The following is a 22,054-nucleotide window of genomic DNA, read 5'->3' as shown; positions in this document are numbered from 1 at the left end:
CCCAACTATGGAGAATATCTGATTCATTTTGCTTAAGCCGTTCTCATTAACCATTATCAGCGCAAAGCGCTATACACAAAAAAACCTGGGCAGTACAACTGACTCAGGTTTGTGCTTGTAGACTAACAGATGGCTGGTTATGCGGAAATGTTTAGTCAAGATATCCCATTAAATCGGGCCCATCAATATTGTTATCCGCAACCGGGCGATTTCCCATTACCGTAATGGTTTGGCTGATTTTTAAATCGGTGGTAGATACGGGACGATTCCCAGACGTGGCGAAGGTTTCCTTAATCTTCAGTCCAGTGGAGATGATGGGACGAGTACCAGCAGAAGATAGGGTACTGTTCACTTGCAGATGACTCGCTTCAATGGGTCGATTCCCCGGAAGGGGCCCCACTTGGAGAGCATTACTAATTTTCAGATCCGTTGTCCCCACCGGACGGTTTCCGGGTAAGGGTGACAAACGAGTCGCTTGCTCGCTAATGGTAGCTGTTGCTTCTGGCTTAGAGCCAAGTTTCAGGGGTTGAGTCATCGGAGTTTTTTCCTTATCTTGAGATGTCACAGGTTTGGGAGTCTCAGCGGCACTGGATGAAGCCGGTTCGGAGGATTGGTCTGGAGTTGCACTGCTGCTGATCGTTGTACCGTTATTGGTTTTATCGCTCATAACCCATTGCCTTTTTACCGCTCACAGAGGTTTGTCTATATAGGGGCAAATGATAGACGTAAGAAACTTTAAAAAAAGTTTAAACTCTTTCTAGTTTACGAAAGACTGTGCAAAAACACAAAAATCTGTAAATAAATGTAATCATAGATTAAGCTGGTTGTTTTGGTTTCTTAATCGGTATCATTAAATGGACGGATTTAAGCTAGATGCACCTTTTGAGCCAACGGGAGATCAACCCCAGGCGATCGCCCAATTAACCCAAACCCTAAACGGCCGACATCGCTATCAAACCCTTTTGGGAGCTACGGGAACGGGAAAAACCTATACCATTGCCCAGGCGATCGCTAAAGTCGGCAAACCGACGTTGGTTTTAGCCCATAACAAAACCCTAGCGGCCCAACTTTGCCATGAATTGCGTCAGTTTTTTCCCCACAATCCTGTGGAATATTTTATCAGTTATTACGATTATTATCAACCAGAAGCCTATCTTCCCTTAAGCGATACCTACATTGAAAAAAGCGCCGCTATCAATGAAGAAATTGATATGCTCCGTCATTCAGCAACCCGCTCTTTATTCGAGCATCGATATGTAATTGTTGTCGCTTCTATTAGCTGTATTTATGGTTTGGGAATGCCAACTGAATACCTCAGAGCAGCCATTCGCCTAGAAATCGGACAAGAAATCGATCAACGGCAACTATTGCGAGAACTCGCCACGATTCAATATACCCGCAATGATACCCAACTAAGTCGCGGAAATTTTCGGGTAAAAGGGGATATTTTAGAGATTGCCCCAGCCTATGAAGACTGGATTATTCGAGTTGAGTTTTTCGGCGATGAAATCGATCGCATCTACTATATCGATCCGACCACCGGAAATGCCTTGGAATCCTGCAATAGTCTGAGTATTTATCCCGCTCGTCACTTTGTCACTCCCAAGGAGAAAGTTGACATCGCTTGCGAACAAATTAGGGCAGAATTAAAAGAGCGCATTCAACATTTAGAAACCACCGGGAAATTAGTGGAAGCCCAACGCTTAGACCAGCGCACCCGTTATGATGTAGAGTTATTACAAGAAGTCGGCTATTGTAATGGAGTGGAAAACTATTCCCGCTATTTAGCCAATCGGCAACCAGGAGAACCCCCAGAGTGTTTAGTCGATTATTTCCCAGAAGATTGGCTCTTGGTGATTGACGAATCCCATGTCACCGTGCCCCAAATCAGAGCCATGTATAACGGCGATCGCGCACGGAAAAGTGTGTTAATCGATCATGGTTTTCGCCTCCCTAGTGCCGCCGATAATCGCCCCCTGAAAGCGGAAGAGTTCTGGCAAAAAGTCAATCAATGTGTCTTTGTTTCCGCCACTCCCGGAGATTGGGAATTAGACCTATCGGAAGACCGAATTATTGAGCAGATTATTCGCCCTACAGGAGTAATTGATCCAGAAGTTTTAGTTCGTCCCATAGAAGGACAAATTGATGATTTGCTTGGTGAAATTAAAGCACGAGTTAAGCGCAAAGAACGGGTGTTAGTAACGACGTTAACCAAACGGATGGCGGAGGATTTAACCACCTATTTACAAGAGCGCTCTATTGAGGTGCGCTATCTGCATTCCGAGATTCAAGCCATTGAGCGGATTGAAATTTTACAAGACTTACGGGAAGGGAAATTTGATGTTTTAATTGGGGTGAATTTATTGCGAGAAGGTTTGGATTTACCGGAAGTGTCCCTAGTCGCTATTTTGGATGCCGATAAAGAAGGCTTTCTACGGGCCTATCGTTCCCTGATTCAAACCATCGGTCGGGCGGCGCGTCACGTAAATGGACAAGCAATTTTATACGCCGATCGCCTGACAGACAGTATGGAAAAGGCGATCGCCGAAACCGAACGTCGTCGTGGCATTCAAATGGCCCACAATCGACTCCATGGCATTACCCCCAAACCGATCAAAAAATCTGCCGACAACAGCATCCTGGCGTTTCTAGACATCTCTCGTCGCCTCAATGCCCAGGGGGTAGACCCCGGTCAAGTTGCTCAAGATGCAGTCCCCTTAGAAGAGATTCCAGAACTCATTCACCAATTGGAAACCGAGATGAAAACTGCTGCCCAGAACTTAGAGTTTGAAAAAGCGGCTCAATTGCGCGATCGGATTAAATCCTTGCAAATGAATAATTAACAAGGCATATCGAGTTGCGATCGTTAGATAACGTCAGTTTTGGTTAAGGGCATTTTGTGGCTGATTTGATGAAAGAAGGGGAAGTGCAGCCCAAAACAGAATAAGGGTTTCAGCTTATCCAAAACTGACGATATTTCCCTCAACAGCGCGGGAAGGCATCCCCAAAGTTAGGCTAATTCAAAGCGGTCAGCATTCATGACCTTTGTCCAAGCTGCCACGAAGTCTTGCACGAACTTGGCTTTGTTGTCATCCTGGGCATAAACTTCGGCATAGGAACGAAGGATTGAGTTGGAGCCGAAGACCAGATCGACCCGTGTTGCCGTCCACTTAACCCGATCGGTCTTGCGATCGCGGATTTCATACCGGTTCTTACCAACGGGTTTCCACAGATAGTTCATATCCGTTAGGTTCGCAAAGAAATCATTGGTTAATACCCCTTCTCGCTCCGTGAACACACCATGCTTAGTGTCGCCATAGTTGGTTCCCAGCACGCGCAGACCGCCAACCAGCACCACCATCTCAGGAGCAGTTAAACCCAACAGTTGGGTGCGATCGAGCATCAACTCTTCGGCGCTAACAGCGTAGTCCTCCTTGAGCCAGTTACGGTAGCCGTCATGGATCGGTTCTAGCACAGCAAACGATTCGACATCAGTCATCTCGTCCGTTGCGTCGCCACGACCTGGAGAAAAGGGAACCGTAACCTCAAAACCAGCCGCCTTAGCCGCCTGTTCGATACCGACGTTACCAGCGAGGACGATCGCATCGGCAACACTGGCACCCGTATCGGCTGCGATACCTTCCAGGACAGCCAGCACTTTGGCCAAACGCACCGGTTCGTTGCCTTCCCAATCCTTCTGCGGGGCCAGACGAATCCGTGCCCCGTTAGCCCCCCCGCGCTTGTCCGACCCCCGGAAGGTTCGGGCGCTATCCCAGGCAGTAGAGACCATTTCGCTAATGCTCAGACCGCTAACGGCAATTCTGTCCTTGAGTGTCTGAACATCGTAGTCAGTGTTTCCGGCAGGAATCGGATCTTGCCAGATTAAGTCCTCTTGCGGCACATCAGGGCCGATGTAACGAGTTTTTGGCCCCATGTCACGGTGGGTCAGTTTGAACCATGCCCGTGCAAAGACTTCAGAGAAGTATTCGGGGTCGCGATAAAAGCGTTCGGAAATCTGCCGATATTCAGGATCGATCTTCATCGCCATATCGGCATCCGTCATGACTAGGTTGCGGCGAATTGTGGGGTCTTCAACATCAACAGGTTTGTCTTCTTCCTTGGTGTTGATGGGTTCCCACTGCCACGCACCTGCCGGACTTTTCTTCAGTTCCCAATCATAATTGAGGAGCATCTGGAAATAGCCGTTATCCCACTGGGTAGGATAGGTCGTCCAGGCTCCTTCAATACCACTGGTTACGGCATGGCGGCCAATACCGCCATTGGTCTTGTTGACCCAACCCAAGCCCTGTTCTTCGATATCGGCGGCTTCGGGTTCTGCACCAACCAACGCAGCATCACCGTTACCGTGGCATTTACCTACCGTGTGCCCCCCAGCGGTAAGGGCGACGGTTTCCTCGTCGTTCATGGCCATGCGACCAAAGGTCACGCGCACATCATGGGCGGTTTTGAGGGGATCGGGATTGCCGTCTACGCCTTCAGGGTTGACATAGATCAGCCCCATCATCACGGCAGCCAGGGGATTTGCGAGATCGCGATCGCCAGAATAGCGACTTTGGGGATTGTTGCTGGGGGCGAGCCATTCCTTTTCTGCACCCCAGTAGATATCTTTTTCGGGATGCCAGATATCTTCCCGTCCAAAGGCAAAGCCAAAGGTTTTTAGCCCCATGGATTCATAGGCGATGGTACCTGCGTAAGCAATCAGATCCGCCCAACTGAGCTGGTTACCATATTTCTTTTTGATCGGCCAAAGCAGACGACGTGCCTTGTCCAGGTTGGTGTTATCCGGCCAGGAGTTGAGGGGTGCAAATCGCTGATTACCTGTACCCGCACCACCGCGACCATCGGCAATACGATAGGTACCGGCTGCGTGCCAGGTCATGCGAATCATCAACCCACCATAATGACCCCAGTCGGCTGGCCACCAGTCCTGGCTGTCGGTCATCAGGGCATGTAGATCTTGTTTGAGCGCAGCTACGTTAAGTTTCTTCACTTCTTCCCGATAGTTAAAGTCTGCCCCCATCGGATTGGTCTTGCGATCGTGCTGACTCAAAATATCGAGGTTGAGTGCCTTGGGCCACCATTCTACGTTGGCCACGCTAGTTGTTGTCATTCCCCCGTGTACCACCGGACATTTACCGCTGGTGGTTGTCACATTATCATTCATTATTCTGTTTCCTTGTGTGGCTTACAATATGTATATTATCTTCAATTAGGATTAACACTAGGTTTTTCAAAACACATACAGCGATCTCCAATCCAATGTAGTTTTTCCATCAAGATCGACAATACCTACTCACTTAAACTGTTGTCTCTCAATCTAACGTTAGACAGAATCATGGCAATGGATTCGTCTTTATCCTCACACCCAACAACGCCAGACTATCTCATCAAAAAGTTCCCAACAGAGGTAGAACTTTCCTCTTCAATAATTCTACTAAAGCTGGCTCCATATATTCGTACTCATCAGCAATATCCAAGCAGACTACTCGTTTATTCTTGAGCCACGGCTGGAATTGTTTTGAGAGTTTTCTGCGATGAGACTCCTCCATAACAAAAATAATATCGGCCCACTCGATCTCTTCAGTACCCAGAGGGATTTCAGCTCCTCGATCTATGCCGGCTGAATCGACCTCTAATCCTTCGTACTCGGCGAATATTGCTTCGGCTGTAGGGCTGCGTAGCTGATTTTTACTGCAAACGAAAAGTAATTTCACGATCAACACCATTTGAGCGAGAGTAAAAAATAGACTGTATATAAATCAATTCTCCAAAAAGTTTTTAGCAATAGGGCTAAAGAATTTACTATATAGACTGTTACAGTCAATTATGATTAAGTTTTTACGAGCGCGTGTTATCGCCGTATAAATCAACTCATGGAGACATTCTTGCTCGTCGATACTATTCACATTGCTAAGAACCAACACAAGAGAATGAGCTTCCCAGCCCTTAAACGAGTAGATAGTTGAGAGCTTAACGGTTCCAGCATGGGGCCAAAAATGCAACTTACGTCCACGCTGAATCTCTTGTAGTTTAGACTTGAAGTCTGGATTTTCTTTAGGAAATTCATAATTCTCAAGATTATATTTTTGTAAAAGAGAGAGATACTCTTCTTCTGTTTCACCTGCATGAGTTGTATTCTCATGAGCAATATGGCGAAACCTATATTCTAAAGCACGAATAATTTCGTGTGTTGGTGCCAGCACTACTAAATCATTGGGATGGATATTGAGTAATACAATTTCATTACGGATGAGCTGGAATATTTCATCACTATTGTAGGGTTGCTCATAATATTTGAATTTTGCAGGCTCCTCAAATATGTTTCTCTGATTTCTCACAAGATCGCTATCTAATTCATACAAATTCTTAAAGTAAAAATCCTGAAATTTTTGAGCAATTTTCAATGTAGTTAATTCCATACGAAATGACTGATTTAATTGATTCCAACGACCCGGTATGGAAGGAATTACAGGAAAGCTATCCTCCCCCATTTTACGACCATAAACATTTTGTTTTTCATCACCAAAGACAACAAATTCACCATCCTCTGCAAGAAAATAATTCACCAACAAGCGCAGCCATTCAGTTTTGTAGTCTTGTACTTCATCTACTAAAATAGTTTTATAGCGTTGTATATCTTTTTTGACAGGATGGAAGAAATCTTTTTCATCGGCTGCTTTCAGAAAATCATTGTATTCAACCCCGTAGCTATTAGCCTGTGTTTTGAAAAATTGATGATAGTTTGTAATCTCAAATCTAGACCAAGGAAAAGGGGCGCGAACTTCATTTAAATGATCGTGAATATAATTGCGAAGCGTAATATTAAACGTCAATATAAGAACTCTTTCTTTTGTACGACTATAGGCAGCAACAGCACGACCTGCGAGAACTTTTGTCTTCCCACAACCAGCTAATCCACGAACTTTCTGACGAGTTTTTGGCTGGCTTTGAATTAAATTCTGTTGTCGTTTTGTGTATTGAATATCCTTACCCATGTCAGAGATATGTTCCGGTGGTCTTAAGAATCGCCTAAAACTCTGATACAAGTCATCATCAAACATCAATGATTGATGCTTAAGATGTGCTTTCTCAAGCAACCTATTAAAATCTTGAGTATTCAGAGCATCATATCCTAGTATATGCGTGTAATTCACACTATGACAGAAACTTTGAGCATCCTTTGTAGTCTCATTATGGAAGTAAATAGCAGTTTGAACAATTGAAAAACATTTTTTGTTCTGAATCTTGCGTTCAAATAGCAAATTAATATGAAGTGTATAAAGATGCTGTTTATAGGTTTCTACCTGAGCCAAGGGAGAGCGAATCTGTCCATTATTTTTACATAGCTTCCACGATGAAAGTCCACCCTTAGGATTTAAGTAGTTCCTTAAATGCCAATCCTTAACCTCGATCACTAATACACCTGAATTTTGGCGAACAATTATTAAATCAGGACGATCGCCATTCAGAAAAGGCTGGACATAAATTTCATAATTGTCGTCAAGGTGATGAAGTAGAAAATCAAGTAGATGACGCTCACCTGGTTCAAGAGGAACTCGAAAACGCTCAATCTCTTCTAAAGATGGAAAACACTTTGCCATAATCTATTTGGAGAATATTACGAATACTGCATACCGACAGAGTACCCAATTCCAAAGGAAAATATACCATCTCAAATCATTTGCCAGGTCATCTCCTGTCCTGCGCGTAAAGGCACTAACCCAGATTCGGTAAAGGGCACTTCATCGGGAATTCTCCAGGTGGTTTTGGTTAAGGTAATCTGTTCGGTATTGCGCGGAAGTTGATAAAAATCTGGCCCGTAGAAACTGGCGAAGGCTTCTAGTTTATCGAGGGCATTAACGCTCTCAAAGGCTTCTGCGTATAATTCCAGGGCGTGGAGGGCGGAAAAGCAACCGGCGCAGCCACAGGCACTTTCTTTACTGGTGCGGGTATGGGGGGCGCTATCTGTGCCGAGAAAAAATTTGGGATTGCCGGAGGTTGCGGCTTGTAGAAGGGATTGACGATGGGTTTCCCGTTTCAAAATGGGTAGGCAATAAAAGTGGGGATTAATACCGCCTTTGAAGATGCGATTGCGGTTAAATAAGAGATGTTGGGGGGTGAGGGTTGCGCCGATATTGTCCGCTTCGAGGACATATTCCACGGCATCTGAGGTGGTGATGTGTTCTAGTACGACGCGCAGTTTGGGAAATCGCTGTCTGAGGGGAATTAAATGTTGCTTGATAAAGACTTTTTCGCGATCGAATACATCCACGTCTGGATCGGTGACTTCTCCATGGAGTAATAAGGGCAAGTCTACTTGTTGCATGGTCTCAAAGACTCGATCGCACTTCCGAATATCTGTAACCCCGAATTCTGAATTGGTTGTTGCTCCGGATGGGTAGTATTTCACCGCTTTCACAAACCCGGAGTCCTTCGCTTGAACGATCTCTTCTGGGCTGGTATTATCGGTGAGATAGAGCGTCATTAATGGCTCAAACTGTTTGCCTGGGGGAATGGCAGCGAGAATGCGATCGCGATAAGCAACAGCATCAGCGAGCGATCGCACTGGGGGCTTCAAATTAGGCATAATAATCGCACGGACAAACTGTCGCACGGTATAGGGTAAAACGGCTTTTAGCGCTTCACCATCCCGCAGATGGAGATGCCAATCATCAGGTCGAGTCAAGGTAAGCTGTTGCATCCTCCCATCATAAACTGGATTGGATCTCCATGGATTAGAGATCCCTAGTTCCAAAGTCGAAACTAGGAATCAAACTGGCTAGTAAATGGGGCCCTTTTCAATCGGTTTTTGTACGGTTTCAATCTGAGTCTGCCCTGTAGGGGCTGCTGCTGAACTTGATTTCAACTTAATCACAGCGTATTCTTCCCCAAGTCCTCGATAAAGGCTGTAGCACATTACCAGCAGAACAATCGCAAAGGGCAACCCAGTGGTAATTGCAGCCGTCTGTAGGGCCGTCAAACCTCCTCCTAAAAGCAACACGGCTGCCACCACACCCTCCATTGCCGCCCAGAATACTCGCTGAGGCACAGGAGAATCTAATTTTCCACCCGATGTTAAGTTATCGACAACCAGGGAACCGGAATCAGAGGAAGTTACGAAAAACACAACCACCAAAATAATGCCAACAAAAGAGGTAAGACCTGTTAAGGGCAGTTGCTGTAGCATCACAAATAGGGCTGTGGCTACTTCAGCATTAACAGCATCTGCAATAATGCCAGGACTATCACCCAATTCCAGGTTTAGTGCAGTTCCCCCAAAAACTGACATCCAGAGGAAGGTGAGCAGCGACGGCAACAGCAACACACCTAAGATAAATTCCCGGACTGTACGCCCTTTGGAAATACGGGCAATAAAAATCCCCACAAATGGAGACCAAGAAATCCACCATCCCCAATAGAAAACGGTCCAGCTATTTTGCCAACTCGTAGATTGGAAGGTTTCAGTCCAAAAGCTGAATGTGGGTAAGGATGCCAGATAAAATCCTGTGGTTTGTACAAATGTACCCAGCAGGAAAATGGTTGGCCCAGCTAATAGCACAAAGACCATCAGGATGGCAGCCAAAATCATGTTTAATTCACTCAACCGACGGACTCCAGCGTCGAGACCTGACACAACTGATGCGGTAGCAAATCCAGTGATAATAGCAATCAGAACAACTTGAACTGGAGCGTTAATGGGAAGATCGAATAAGAAATTGAACCCAGCATTCACCTGTTGTACTCCAAACCCCAGGGAGGTGGCTAAGCCGAACAGGGTTGCCGTGACAGCCAAGACATCAACAACGTTGCCCATCCAACCATAAATGCCATCTCCCAATAGAGGATAGAATACAGAGCGGACGGTCAGGGGCAATCCACGGTTATAGGCAAAAAAGGCCAGTGCCAGGCCAACTAGAGCATAGATACCCCAAGCATGAAATCCCCAATGGAAAAAGGTAATACTTAGGGCCTGTTGCGCTGCATCGTTGGTTCCTGGTTCAATCGTTCCTAAAATCGTCGGTGGCGATTGGAAGTGGTAAATCGGTTCAGCCACACTCCAAAACATTAACCCAATCCCCATGCCAGCGGACAGCAGCATGGCAAGCCAGGCAAAGGTGGGAAACTCAGGACGAGCATCCTGGCCACCGATGCGGACTGAGCCAAAGCGACTCAGGGCCAGCAGTATGGCCACACTCAGATAAATACTGACGGCTAAGATCAGAAACCAGCCCATTCCTTCAGCAATAAAGGTTTGAATTTGTCCAAATGCCGTTTCAGCCGGTTCTTTGAACAGAACAGTCAACAGGACAAACAGTAGGATTAATATCCCGGAGGTGATAAAAACCTCTGGATGAAAATCAAATCCAGGAAAGCGGGTAATGTTGGTATCTCCGGGTGTTCGGTGAGGGTTGGACAGATGAGATCGCTTGTTTGATGGATCGTGCATGGAAATTTCAGTCAATCCTCCTTAAAGTAGTTGCATGTTGGCTACAATGTATCATCTTTACGGGATTTCTCTGAAATTAAACTCTGCTCACTCCTAATCTGGTTTTTTGCCAACAATGAAAACGCCTTGATCTTTGGCTGGTTGCCATTGATAATCATCTAAATCTTCACGGGCACAATCAAGCCTTGCCGTCTCTTCTAATCTCCATTCCCTAACGCGAAGCGCTATAGTTTTGAGCAATCAACTTATGGTTGGAGCGATCGCGCACCAGAACAGAGCAAACAAAGTTATGCTGTTATGCACCTTGATGATAATTCAACAGGTTCTCAGGGACGGTAATATCCGATCGCAGTTGAGAATCGGGAATGGGAACGCCAGGGGTAAGTTTCAGGGGTAATTGTCCTGCCCAGATCGGTAGCTCATAGTCAGCAGCATCATCCTTAGGATCTCCACTGCGGACTTTGGCAGAGCCTTCTTCAATGGGGAAAGCCAATACCGTTGTTGCTTTCATTTCAGCCGGTGTCGGTTGGCGGGCTTGTTCCCATTGCCCGGGGACAATGTGTTCGGATAGGATTTTGAGAGCGTGCCGCTTTTCCTGCTCATCATCAACCAATGTGGCACGACCAAACAACATCACCGAGCGATAATTCATGGAATGGTGAAAGAGCGATCGCGCAATGACAATGCCATCCAATATAGTGGCACTCACGCAAATCTCAATGCCCTGCTCTAAATTCTTGAGCATTCGACTGGCTACGGCTCCGTGGATATAGAGGCGATCGCCATCTCGTCCATAGCTCATCGGAATGACAAAGGGTTGATTATGGGCCATAAAACCAACGTGAATGACCAGTGCTTCATCCAAAATTTGGTCGATCGTGGCGCGATCGTAGCATCCCCGTTTGGGATTACGTTTCACGGCAGAGCGATCGGTCACTTGCAGCGGTTTTGTAGTGGACATAGGTAGATCTCCAGATTGATTGGATGCTGATGAGGATTAAGATAGAGCCTAAATTGGTCTCGAACAATAGCCAATTTATAGTTTTTAGATCAGTCCAATTTTTGAGTTCAATCGATCTACTATGGATTTAGTCCTGTCTCTCGATCGCGCCTCTGTCACCCCCTTATATCAGCAGCTTGCAGAAGAATTACGCCGTGCCGTATTGCAGCAACGGCTTCAGCCCAACCAAAAATTACCCCCCTCTCGACAATTAGCTCAGTCCCTCAATATCTCGCGAATCACCGTAACCCAGAGCTACGAGCAACTGGTTAGCGAAGGCTATTTAGAAACTCGTCGAGGATCGGGCACATTTGTTTGCGCTCAACTCCCCGAAGCCTATTTACACGCCAACTCTGTCGAGCAAGGGGCATCTGAATCATCGGATTTCACTCGCCTGTCTCGATTCGCGACAAATCTACTAACGAGGCGATCGCTCGAAGGTCCGAGTCCCCAATACCGGATTAGCTTTCGCTATGGCAATCCGGCGGCGAATTTGTTTCCTATGGATCTGTGGCGGCGACTCCTAGTCCGCCATTGCCGCACGTCCTCAACGCTAATGGATTACGGTTCCGATCCAGCGGGATATATGCCCCTGAGACGGGCGATCGCCAATTATTTGGGGCGTTCTCGCGCGGTTCGATGCACTCCCGAACAGGTGATGATGGTTAACGGGTCTCAACAAGCTCTCGATTTAATTGCCCGCCTCACCCTCGATCCGGGAGATTGGGTGGCAATGGAAGATCCGGGCTACTTGGGGGCGCGGTATTGCTTTACAGGACAAGGGGCGAACCTGCAACCCATTCCCGTGGATGCTGAAGGATTGCAGGTAGACGCACTGGATCGCGATCGCCATCAGTTCAAATTTGTCTATGTCACTCCGTCCCATCAATTTCCCACTGGGGCAACTCTCTCGCTTTCTCGACGACTCGCTCTACTGCAATGGGCGCAACAAACCGAAACCCTCGTCCTCGAAGATGACTATGATGGTGAATATCGTTATGGCGATCGCCCCATTCCTGCCTTACAAGGACTCGATCGCCACAACATCGTAATCTATGTGGGGACTTTTTCTAAAATTCTCTTTCCTTCGTTGCGCCTGGGTTATCTAGTCGTGCCAACGGCTTGGATACCCCTGGTGAGTCGGGCAAAATGGCTGTGCGATCGCCATTGTTCCATGCTAGAGCAATATGCCCTCACCGATTTTTTTACCGAAGCTTACTTTGAACGACATATTAGACGAATGCGACATCTTTACAATAAGCGCCGCCAAGTATTAGTAAAAGCCTTGAACGAGAATTTTGGGAGCAGAGTTTCGATTTTGGGAGACAATGCGGGGATTCATTTAATGGCGAAATTAGAAACCGATTTGCCTGACGATCGCATCATTCAACGGGCAGCAAGTGTAGATGTCGGCTTGATCAGCGCCCGGGGTTATTATTTGGCTGCTCCTAACTCGGGGGAGTTTATTTTTGGCTACTCTCAGCTCAATGAAACTCAGATCGAAGAAGGGATTCGGGCGATCGGCCAAGTTCTATAGCCGTAAAGACATTACAGCACTTTGCGTTCTATCCCTCAATAGGGGTGTTGAACCCAGTCTTGAGTCTGATTAAACGGTAACTCTTCATTAATGGCATCAATTTGTAATTGCTCGGCTTCATTGATTTGATCGATGTGGGTTTTCATGATTTGCATTAATCGTTGATTGTAAAATCGATGCAGGCTATAGTGGGGAGTTGCGGGGAAGCCGCGCCGCTTCTTGTGTCGTCCTCCAGCACCGGGATCGAAGCGTTGAATGTCGTTGGCGATCGCCCACTCAATAGGTGTATAATAACAAGCATTAAAGTGCAGGCAATCCAATTCTTCAAAACTGCCCCAATAGCGTCCATAAAGTTGATCGGCTTTAGTGACACAAAAAGACATCCCCACCGGTTTGCGATCGTTCCCTTCCCGATAAGCAGCACTTAATACCAGGCGATGGCGATAATGATCGTAAAGGCGCTCAAAAAAGGTCTTGGTTAAATATTTGCTCCCCCACCAGCCAAATTGATCGCAGTGATGGCTATAAAAATGGTACATATCCGAGAGCAGATTATGGGTAATTTCTTCTCCATTGTGGACTTTCATGGTTAATTGGGCTTTTTGAATGGCTTTACGCTCGCGTTTAATGTTGCGCCGTTGATTGGCATTAAACATGCCCAAATAATCATCAAATGTCTGGAAGCCTTGATTATGCCAAATACTGCTATGGTGCAACCAGCCAGAAAAGCCATATTTTTGAATCATTGGTTTCCATTGAGGATCGACATACAGGAAATTACAACCGGAAATCTGATGGCGATCGCAAAATTGGTCAATGGCAGCAACCATAATCTCCGTTAAGCTCTCCTCATCCTCGGCAGGATCGACCAAAAACCGATAGCCCAATGCGGGTGTAAACGGACTCATCCCCAACAACTTCGGATAATATTCAATTCCCAGACGATAAGCCAGATCTGCCCATTGGCGATCGAAGACGAACTCACCATAGCTGTGACCTTTGACATATAATGGAGCCGCAGCGACCAGAGCGCGATCGTGCCATACTGTTAAATGACAAGGTTGCCAACCCGCTTGCGCCGTAGCACTCCCCGACGCTTCCATATTATGTAACCATTCCCACTCCAAAAACGGTGTTTTTAACGGTTGCGCCAAAGCATCCCATTCCTGTTGAGACACTTCAGAAATTTGTGAAATCCAGCGAATTGAATATTGACGCATGAGACAACTCAATCATTAATCATTAATAGTTAAACAATTAAACAATTAGGGGAATCAATGATCCTCCCCATCCTCTCCTATTACCCATTACTTATTACCTAATTTAATTGATAGTGTAAAAACACCTCTTGTCCTACAGGGTGAGCAGAGAGGAGAGTTAGAGATTTGGGCACACTTAAACCTAACCCATCTACCGGAGTAGGAGCAGTTGCGCCCCCTAAAAGCACTGGGCATATGGTTAACCATAATTCATCAATCCAATCTCCCGCGAGTAAACTTGCTACTAGCGCTCCTCCTCCGAGGATAGCCAAGCGCTTGAGATTTAATGGGGCGAACTGGACAAAAATCCCATTCCAATAGAAGCCCCCTTCATGGGTAGGAGCGGTGAGAATACGGTCAAATTGTGGTGCTAATTCAGGTTGATTTTGCCAGGGAATTGCTCCCTCTGGGGTGGTGAGCAGCCATCGGGGAACGGATTGTTGAAAAAAGCGATAGGAAGCATCAAGATTGCCAGTTTGAGAGACTACAATTTGTACAGGTTGGGGCGGCTGTTGCTGTTGCTGGCGTTGCTGTAGAAGTTGGGGATCAGAAATACTCAGAGTTGTGCCATAGGCGCGTAGGGTTCCTGCACCGAATAAGACAGCATCCACTTTAGCAATTTGTTGTTCGAGATGGGCTTTATCCGCCGTAGAACCAAACCGGGCAGGGGAACGGTCACTGTCGGAGATTTTGCCATCGGCACTCATGGCAAGAATAGCTGTAATGTGGGGGCGATCGACCGCAAAACCCGTCATAGTATAGTCATAAGTATAGGAGTAAGAGCTTTCAGAAAGTATACAATATGTTGCTTAATGTTGCTCTATAGAAAAATTTGCTTGCCTCCAAGGGAAGATGCTTGATAGGCTAGGGATGGGAAAGTAAATTCAGGGATTAAGCTTCTTATCCCTCAATACCCATATCAGAAGCAGGGTGCAAACGATCTCGAGTAATCCTTAACCTCAAAATTGTGATGAAGAACACAGTTAGGTCTATGGTGAAATCATAGCCTAAATTACAAAAATCTTTAGACTATACAGTGAGTGCTATATTAATCATATTTTAGGATGACCTCGTAAATTAATGTTCTAACGTTCAAACATCTACCAAAACCCAACTCAAGATAATGGCAACTCCAGCTTCCCAAGATATAAAATATGAAAATATTGATTGGCTCTCGGCTTATCAACAAAATCCTTCCCTAGAATTGCGGAATAAAATTGTCAAATCGAATATTGGTTTAGTCAGGAAAGAAGCCCATCACTGGATGCACCAATGCAGTGAAGGATATGATGATTTACTTCAAGTTGGGTGTATTGGTCTCATTCGAGCTATAGAACGATTTGAACTGGGCAAAGGCCATGCCTTTAGTTCTTTCGCGATTCCCTACATTCGGGGTGAAATTCAACATTATTTGCGCGATCGCAGCAATACTGTCCGTATTCCTCGACGCTGGTTAACGATACAGCGCCAAGCTGAAAGTACGATTCGGGATTTACAAGTTAAACTCAACCGCTATCCCAAAGATCTAGAAATCGCTGAAGCTATGGGCTTATCAGTAGCAGAATGGCACGAGGTGAAACTTGCTTCTAAAAATCGCTCGCTACTCAGCCTAGATGCTCCCGTCACAGATGAAGGCGAACAAGCCACCAGTTTAGGGGAACTGGTTCCCGACCATCGCTATCGCAGTTTCCAGTTAGCCATGGAAGACCAAATCCGTCTCCAACAAGCCCTAGTAAACTTAGAAGATCGTACCCGCAAAGTCTTGGAATTTGTCTTTCTCTACGACCTCACCCAAAAAGAAACGGCTGAACGGATGGGCATTAGCGCCGTTACTGTCTCTCGACAGGTGAAAAAAGGTCTAGAGCGGTTGAAAAAAGTAATGATGACAGAGATCTGAAGCCCTCATCCCCCAAACCCGTTCGACAATCTCAAAGTGGGGAGAGAGGGAGAACAGCCTATTCCCTATTCCCTATTCCCCCAAAATCAGCCTAAAATAGCAGTACCATTAACCCAGTTGCTCAATCGTCAGCTAATCGTGCTAATCGTGGGGGGTTTCCATGCGTTCATCATTCTTAGTCCTATTCCTTAGTATCTTAAGCCTAGGCTTATCCAGTTGTGGTTTAATTGGAGGTGGAGGAGAAGAACCTGCCGCAGAAGCCCCTCCACCCGAACCCGTAGCGGCTGCACCCCAAACCACTCCCCCTGAAGGAACTGAAACGGAAGGAACTGAAGGCGAAGCTCCGGCAGAAGTGTTTCCAGAAGAAGAGGAACCGGAAGCGCAAGAACCGCCCGCCCCACCTCCCCCCCAATCGACTCTGGAACAATCTACCAATGTTGAAGATCGAGTACAGTCCGTGAGCAATACAACGGGACAAAAAGATCCTTTTAATCCTCCAGGCATTATTATTACCGGAGGATCAGAAAATGGTGGTGCAGACAATGGCGGACCAGCAGGGGGTATACCGCCCATCATCGTCGAAGATTCCCCACCGCCTCCACCTCCTACACCTCCTACACCTCCTAATAATGCTGGTAGTGGTTCAGGTAATGGAGCAGTAGCACCAGCGATTCCTAAAATTGCACCTCTATCAATACCAGAACTGCCACAAGTGGAACCGCCCCCAAATTTAGGGATAGATCCGAGGTTTCAACCCGTACCTGCTGCCCCAGCAGGGCCAATAGGGCCACCGCCTCCGAATACGGCTAGAGCGGTGGAAGTGTCGGCTGTGGTACAAGTGGGACAGGTGGTGAAGGCTATTGTGAAATCCCCTGGTGAAGACACCCGTTATGTAGGAGTAGGGGATTATATCGGCGGCGGTTCGGTATATGTGAAAAATATTGATGTCTATACCCCGGCCGAACCGGTGGTCGTTTTAGAAGAGAATGGGCAAGAAGTGACCCGTCCAGTGGGGGCAGCTCCCTTACCCCCAGAGATATAATGCCTCATCAATTGGTCGCTATTATTTTAGACTGGGAGTAAGATTATGGGGGTACTGATGAACACTAATCAATCCTGCCTAAAGCTTATGGTTAGATCCTTACAAACCTGGGGATATTCTTGTTTAGCTGCGTTAAGTTTGAGTGGTTTAAGTGTGATACTGATTATGGAGGGGGCGATCGCCCAATTGGGAGGAGATTCCTTGGGTACTCCAGATGAAGAATTAATTCCCTCTTGCGTCCCTGACATTGCCGATGGGGTGGCTAAATGTAATTATCCCAATGGAGATAATTATCAGGGGGAACTTCAGGGAGGATTACCTAACGGTCAAGGGGTTTATGTCCATGCAGAAGGAGATCGCTATCAAGGCAGCTTTTTCAACGGTAAACCCCACGGTCGAGGAGTCTTTATTAAAGCTGATGATGCCCGTCTAGAAGGAGTCTTTGAAAACGGAATTTTAAAGAATGGCCGCGCTGTATTTCCTGATGGAAAATACTATGAGGGAACCTTTGGATTAGTCACGAATCTCAGTACCAATGTAACCAGCAGTCAGCCTGAAGGCAAAGGACGGTTTGTTTATCCCGATCGAAGTCGCTATGAAGGAGAATTTTTTGCGGGTGAACCCTTTGGTCAAGGTGCACTCATTCGTCCGGATGGAACCCGTTGTCAAGGTCGTTTTTTTAATGAAGCATTAGATGCTAATGTTCAATGTGTCTTTTCCGATGGTACAAGATATGAAGGAGAATTACGCGGTGGTATTCCCCATGGTCAAGGTGTACTTATTTCTCCTGATGGTCAGCGAACCTCTGGACGCTTCCGTGATGGTGAGTTCGTGAATTAATCTTGAGATCGTGAAACATCGTTTTCCCCAGAAATATTGAATATTAGCTCAATGCCGAAAACAAGAGGATAAAATATGGTATTTTATCCTCATTCAAGATCTTGAACCCAATACAATTGACATTCTCATCGGACTCAATGCACAGTGATTCCTAAAAAATTTTGCGTTTAATTCTAGTCAATATTTTAGCGATCGCACTGTGCAAAAGTCACAGAAGCGAGGCATCAAGCAAAAAAATCCTTCTCCAGAAAATAGAGAAGGATTAGGGTGAAGAAAAGGTTATTCTTCAAATAGTGACGTTATTTACGGATAGGAGTGCCGCACGGATAAGTGACGACCGGAGCAGCAGCACTCATTTCTTTCGGTTGAGCCACCCCAGAAGCCTTTGGTTGCGCCTGATAGTCCGCTTTTAAGCGATCTAACAATTCCTGACGGCGATCGTACAGCCGTTTCAGGGAACGGGGTGTAGATTTTTTACTCACATAGGAGCTAATCAACGGTAAGGCGATCGTGCTATCGGTATAGCACACAATACTATTGGGTAATTCGTTCGGGTCTACTTTCCCCCAACTCACTGCTTCTGAAGGAGTTGCTCCCGATAATCCTCCGGTATCGGGACGAGCGTCGGTAATCTGGATAAAATAATCATGACCCCGTTCTTCTAAACCCAAAACCTCATGAATCTGGGGTTGAGTTTGCAACAGGAAGTTTTTCGGCGAACCGCCACCAATCATCAACGCCGCACTTCTCCCCATCACATTGGGAATACCGGAATTCCGAGCGCCATAGACAATGGCTGCGGTTTCATTAACATCAATGGCTGGATCAATCATGAGATCCGATCCCTCTAATGCCAAAGCTGCCACATTCATACCGATGGAACTATCCCCAGGAGAAGAGGTATAGATAGGAACGCCACATTCATAGGCTGTGGAGAGTAAGCAAGGATTTTCAATACCTAAACGTTGTTCAATTTCCCAGATATACCGCCCCAAATGATAATGAAATTCAGCCGTTCCCATCCGTTTTTGGAATTCTGGTGCTTTCAAGGTTTGGCGGATAAAGGCATCAGTTTCTAATAGCACATCGTAGTCGAACACAATGTCATAAATGCGGATATGTCCCTCTTCTCGCAATTTCACATCATCTAAGAAGGGACTGCCTGCATATAGACTCATTCCCAAACCATAATGCAGATCGTGATATAAATTAGCTCCCGTGCTAATCATCCAATCAATATAGCCTTGTTGCATGAGAGGTGCTAGAATTCCCACCCCAAATCCGGCTGGAGTCATGGCTCCAGAGAGACTTACACCGACAGTGACTCCCGGCTGCATGACTTTCTGGGTGAGCAAGTGGCAAATTTCCCGCAGTCGTGCTGAATTGTAGGCGGTAAAGTAGCCATCAATCAGATCGACTACACTAATTTCTGTGGGCAAAGGAGCCGGTGCAATTTTGTTTTTGAGTAAGCGAGACATGATAAATTCTCCTATTTTCTAATCTGCTTGATTGGGATACCGATTCTCTATCATTCTTTGAGCAAGACATCGAGAATTCCCAGGAAGAATCAACCCCTAATTTGGAGTTTTTTTATCCCTTCCAGTTTTTGGCAATCATGGGAAAATACCCTCAAAAACCATGTCTAGAAATCCATTTCTAGCTGGCTTTGGGTTTGTATTCCTGGATTTTTAGAGATCGTTAAAGCTTAATTAGGGTTCAATTTCTGAGCAGCTAAATCACTGTCCATTTACCTTGGGTTTTTCTTTCCAAGGGGTCATGTTCAGGACTTACAGCACTTCTGCTATGAGGAACGGACTCAAAGGCTCCAAGCATCAATACTACAAGTGTTTGCCTAGGGTGTTTATGTTTGCAAAGCAGAATACGCTGTATTTAGCTGATTGACCGGCCCAGTTTGCCAACTTCAGTTGAGGGTAGGGCAAACCTAACAGTTACAGACCGGTCAGATCGGACTAGGGGGTTCACAGCCATCCACCCAGGAGATCGTGGGGTCAGACTTACGTCTACGCTTGAGTTTCATTTCTAGATACCACAAGCCTTGCCAGGGGTATCCAGTCAGGGGAGGATAGTTCAATTTTCTTCTTAACACCTATTTAGAGACCGCCTATTTCAACTATAGCAGAAGTTTAAGAAAACTGTATTTTTTGGAATTTAGTTATCTAGATTGCCATTAAGGGAATATCCTAGGGGTCTATTCAAGGCTTAAAGGCTGCTATACATTCTCATTATTTTTACTAAGATTTGGTCAAAATCAGGTTAACAAAAGGCAAATATTTTTCAGGATCAATTTCACACAAACAATTAGGAATGGCTATTATTGTCCAGGACGAAGGGCGATCGCCTGCTGGGGGGCGAAAATTTTCCCCACGGCGATCGCGATTCGGGTCAGATCCTGGTCTAACAAGGGCGGCCAAATGAGACCAGACTGTTTATGTTGCACAAAAGCCTGGCGACTTTCCATGGCTAACCGATGCAGGGCACATACCAAGCGCCGCTCTAATAACTGCTGCTCCTGGGATTGTTCAGCAATAATACTGAGTGCTAACAGTAAAGACGTAACTTGCCCCGGAACGGGTGGCTCTCCCGCTTGCAGGCGTAGTAAAAATGCATCAGGATTTTCGCCAGTAGGTAACCCTTGGGCGATCGCAAATTCACAAGCCGTCTTATAGTCCATCTAATACTCTCCCAAAAACGATAAATTTTGATATCAGCACATCACAAACTCCAGTAATTTGCCACTTTCTATCCCTTAATGCCAAACTCGGAAAAGATTAAACTTGCGATCGTCATTAGCGAATGAACCCATCCTCTACAACTATTCCCTTTGTGGATCTCTCGATCCAACACCAACCTCTGAAAACCCAGTTTGATGAAGCCATGTTAGCGGTTCTGCGGCAAGGCGACTTTATCTTGGGTCAAGCCGTCAAAGACTTTGAAGTCGCATTTGCTCAAAAATCGGGAGTTCAGTATGGTATTGGAGTCGCTTGTGGAACCGATGCGATCGCCCTTGGCTTAAAAGCCTGTGGCATTCAACCTGGAGACGAAATCATCTTACCAGCCAACACCTTCATCGCCACCCTCATCGGTGTTCTACACTCAGGAGCAACCCCCATTTTAGCCAACTGCGATCCAAACAGTGCCCTAATCGATCTACAAGCAGCCGAAAAGCTAGTTACTCCCAAAACCAAAGCCATTCTTCCCGTTCATCTCTATGGTCAAATGGTCTCCCCTCAAGCCCTCCTAGACTTTGCCCAAACCCATAATTTGTTTATCTTTGAAGATGCTGCCCAAGCACATTTGGCCCATCGAGAAGGGTATACGGCAGGTTCTGTCGGCAAAGCGGCTGCCTATAGCTTTTATCCAAGTAAAAATCTTGGCGCATTTGGAGATGGAGGTATGGTCTTAACCAACGATCCAGAGGTGGAGAGCAATATGAAAACGCTAAGAAATTACGGGGCGCCGCGCAAATATTACCACACTGAATTGGGAACTAATAGCCGTTTAGATACCCTCCAGGCCGCTATTCTAAACGTGAAGTTACCCCACTTGCTCACCTGGAACCAACAGCGCAACCAAGCTGCAAAAGAATACGATCGCCTCTTCGCTCCCTTGGCTGCATCCGGTCTTGTCCCGATCGCCAACTTCAGTGGTGCCGGCCATGTTTATCACCTCTATGTGATTCGCCTCTTAGAAAGCTGTCCCCTGAGCCGAGATACGCTACAAGAAGAACTCAAACTTGCTAACATTCAAACCGGTATCCACTATCCAGTTCCCTGCCATCTACAGCCGGCTTATGCCCATCTAGGTTATCATGCGGAAGACTTTCCTGAAGCCGAACAACTCTGCGAGTCTATCCTCTCCCTACCCATGTTCCCAGGGATTACTTTAGAACAAATCGAGCGAGTTGTTGAGGCGATCGCCTTAGCAGTTAAGAAAAACTAAATAAAACCCCGTATTCCCCATTCCCTATTCCCTCAAAAACATTCCCTAAAA

General features: G+C 46.2%; 17 protein-coding genes. 6 read left to right on the top strand and 11 right to left on the bottom strand.

Annotation, left to right across the window (positions count from 1 at the left end; all coding sequences use genetic code 11):
- Positions 1-151: 151 nt before the first annotated feature.
- Positions 152-667 carry a hypothetical protein gene (locus AC3A14_RS01510; RefSeq protein WP_318702135.1) on the bottom strand — a complete coding sequence of 172 codons (516 nt, stop codon included), beginning with the start codon at positions 665-667 and terminating at the stop codon, positions 152-154.
- 187 nt (positions 668-854) lie between these two features.
- Here AC3A14_RS01510 and uvrB point away from each other — a divergent pair, with 187 nt between their 5' ends.
- On the top strand, positions 855-2,843 hold the full coding sequence (gene uvrB / locus AC3A14_RS01505) for an excinuclease ABC subunit UvrB (protein WP_318702136.1): 1,989 nt from the start codon (positions 855-857) through the stop codon (positions 2,841-2,843).
- Positions 2,844-3,010: 167 nt separating this feature from the next.
- On the opposite strand, the gene katG is transcribed toward uvrB, so the two are convergent.
- The 6 genes from katG to AC3A14_RS01475 all read right to left on the bottom strand — a co-directional run bounded on the left by katG (position 3,011) and on the right by AC3A14_RS01475 (position 11,429).
- Positions 3,011-5,173, bottom strand: a complete 2,163-nt coding sequence (katG, locus tag AC3A14_RS01500) for a catalase/peroxidase HPI (protein WP_413039081.1) — start codon at positions 5,171-5,173, stop codon at positions 3,011-3,013.
- Between the two features lie 235 nt (positions 5,174-5,408).
- A complete protein-coding gene (locus AC3A14_RS01495; RefSeq protein WP_413039080.1) occupies positions 5,409-5,738 on the bottom strand; it encodes a low molecular weight protein tyrosine phosphatase family protein in 330 nt (109 codons plus the stop codon).
- 42 nt (positions 5,739-5,780) lie between these two features.
- The gene (locus AC3A14_RS01490) at positions 5,781-7,622 is read right to left on the bottom strand and encodes a nuclease-related domain-containing DEAD/DEAH box helicase (protein ID WP_318732697.1); all 1,842 of its coding nucleotides are present in this window, start codon (positions 7,620-7,622) and stop codon (positions 5,781-5,783) included.
- A gap of 71 nt (positions 7,623-7,693) precedes the next feature.
- Positions 7,694-8,722, bottom strand: a complete 1,029-nt coding sequence (gene pyrC / locus AC3A14_RS01485; protein ID WP_318732698.1) for a dihydroorotase — start codon at positions 8,720-8,722, stop codon at positions 7,694-7,696.
- Positions 8,723-8,800: 78 nt separating this feature from the next.
- A complete protein-coding gene (locus tag AC3A14_RS01480; protein WP_318735836.1) occupies positions 8,801-10,468 on the bottom strand; it encodes a BCCT family transporter in 1,668 nt (555 codons plus the stop codon).
- 295 nt (positions 10,469-10,763) lie between these two features.
- A complete protein-coding gene (locus AC3A14_RS01475) occupies positions 10,764-11,429 on the bottom strand; it encodes a pyridoxamine 5'-phosphate oxidase family protein (RefSeq protein ID WP_318732699.1) in 666 nt (221 codons plus the stop codon).
- A 121-nt stretch (positions 11,430-11,550) separates the two neighbouring features.
- On the opposite strand from AC3A14_RS01475, the gene pdxR reads away from it, so the two are divergent.
- Positions 11,551-13,005, top strand: coding sequence for a MocR-like pyridoxine biosynthesis transcription factor PdxR (gene pdxR, locus AC3A14_RS01470; protein ID WP_318732700.1), 1,455 nt, complete (start codon positions 11,551-11,553; stop codon positions 13,003-13,005).
- A gap of 35 nt (positions 13,006-13,040) precedes the next feature.
- On the opposite strand, the gene AC3A14_RS01465 is transcribed toward pdxR, so the two are convergent.
- On the bottom strand, positions 13,041-14,225 hold the full coding sequence (locus AC3A14_RS01465) for a GNAT family N-acetyltransferase (protein WP_318732701.1): 1,185 nt from the start codon (positions 14,223-14,225) through the stop codon (positions 13,041-13,043).
- Between the two features lie 98 nt (positions 14,226-14,323).
- On the bottom strand, positions 14,324-15,019 hold the full coding sequence (locus AC3A14_RS01460) for a RibD family protein (protein WP_318732702.1): 696 nt from the start codon (positions 15,017-15,019) through the stop codon (positions 14,324-14,326).
- A gap of 368 nt (positions 15,020-15,387) precedes the next feature.
- Between AC3A14_RS01460 and AC3A14_RS01455 the strand changes: the two genes are divergently transcribed.
- From AC3A14_RS01455 to AC3A14_RS01445, 3 genes are all read left to right on the top strand, one after another.
- Positions 15,388-16,161, top strand: a complete 774-nt coding sequence (locus tag AC3A14_RS01455) for an RNA polymerase sigma factor SigF (RefSeq protein WP_318702144.1) — start codon at positions 15,388-15,390, stop codon at positions 16,159-16,161.
- A gap of 160 nt (positions 16,162-16,321) precedes the next feature.
- On the top strand, positions 16,322-17,203 hold the full coding sequence (locus AC3A14_RS01450) for a hypothetical protein (RefSeq protein WP_318732703.1): 882 nt from the start codon (positions 16,322-16,324) through the stop codon (positions 17,201-17,203).
- An 87-nt stretch (positions 17,204-17,290) separates the two neighbouring features.
- Positions 17,291-18,043, top strand: coding sequence for an MORN repeat-containing protein (locus AC3A14_RS01445; RefSeq protein ID WP_318732704.1), 753 nt, complete (start codon positions 17,291-17,293; stop codon positions 18,041-18,043).
- A 299-nt stretch (positions 18,044-18,342) separates the two neighbouring features.
- On the opposite strand, the gene AC3A14_RS01440 is transcribed toward AC3A14_RS01445, so the two are convergent.
- Both AC3A14_RS01440 and AC3A14_RS01435 read right to left on the bottom strand, forming a co-directional pair.
- Positions 18,343-19,521, bottom strand: a complete 1,179-nt coding sequence (locus AC3A14_RS01440) for a homospermidine biosynthesis protein (RefSeq protein ID WP_318732705.1) — start codon at positions 19,519-19,521, stop codon at positions 18,343-18,345.
- Between the two features lie 854 nt (positions 19,522-20,375).
- Positions 20,376-20,735, bottom strand: coding sequence for a Dethiobiotin synthetase (locus AC3A14_RS01435; RefSeq protein WP_318732706.1), 360 nt, complete (start codon positions 20,733-20,735; stop codon positions 20,376-20,378).
- A gap of 122 nt (positions 20,736-20,857) precedes the next feature.
- On the opposite strand from AC3A14_RS01435, the gene AC3A14_RS01430 reads away from it, so the two are divergent.
- The gene (locus AC3A14_RS01430; RefSeq protein WP_318732707.1) at positions 20,858-22,003 is read left to right on the top strand and encodes a DegT/DnrJ/EryC1/StrS family aminotransferase; all 1,146 of its coding nucleotides are present in this window, start codon (positions 20,858-20,860) and stop codon (positions 22,001-22,003) included.
- Positions 22,004-22,054: the final 51 nt, after the last annotated feature.

Source organism: Roseofilum sp. (assembly GCF_982964205.1).
The sequence above is the reverse complement of the archived record's forward strand: the minus strand, read 5'-3'. Positions and strand labels throughout refer to the sequence as shown.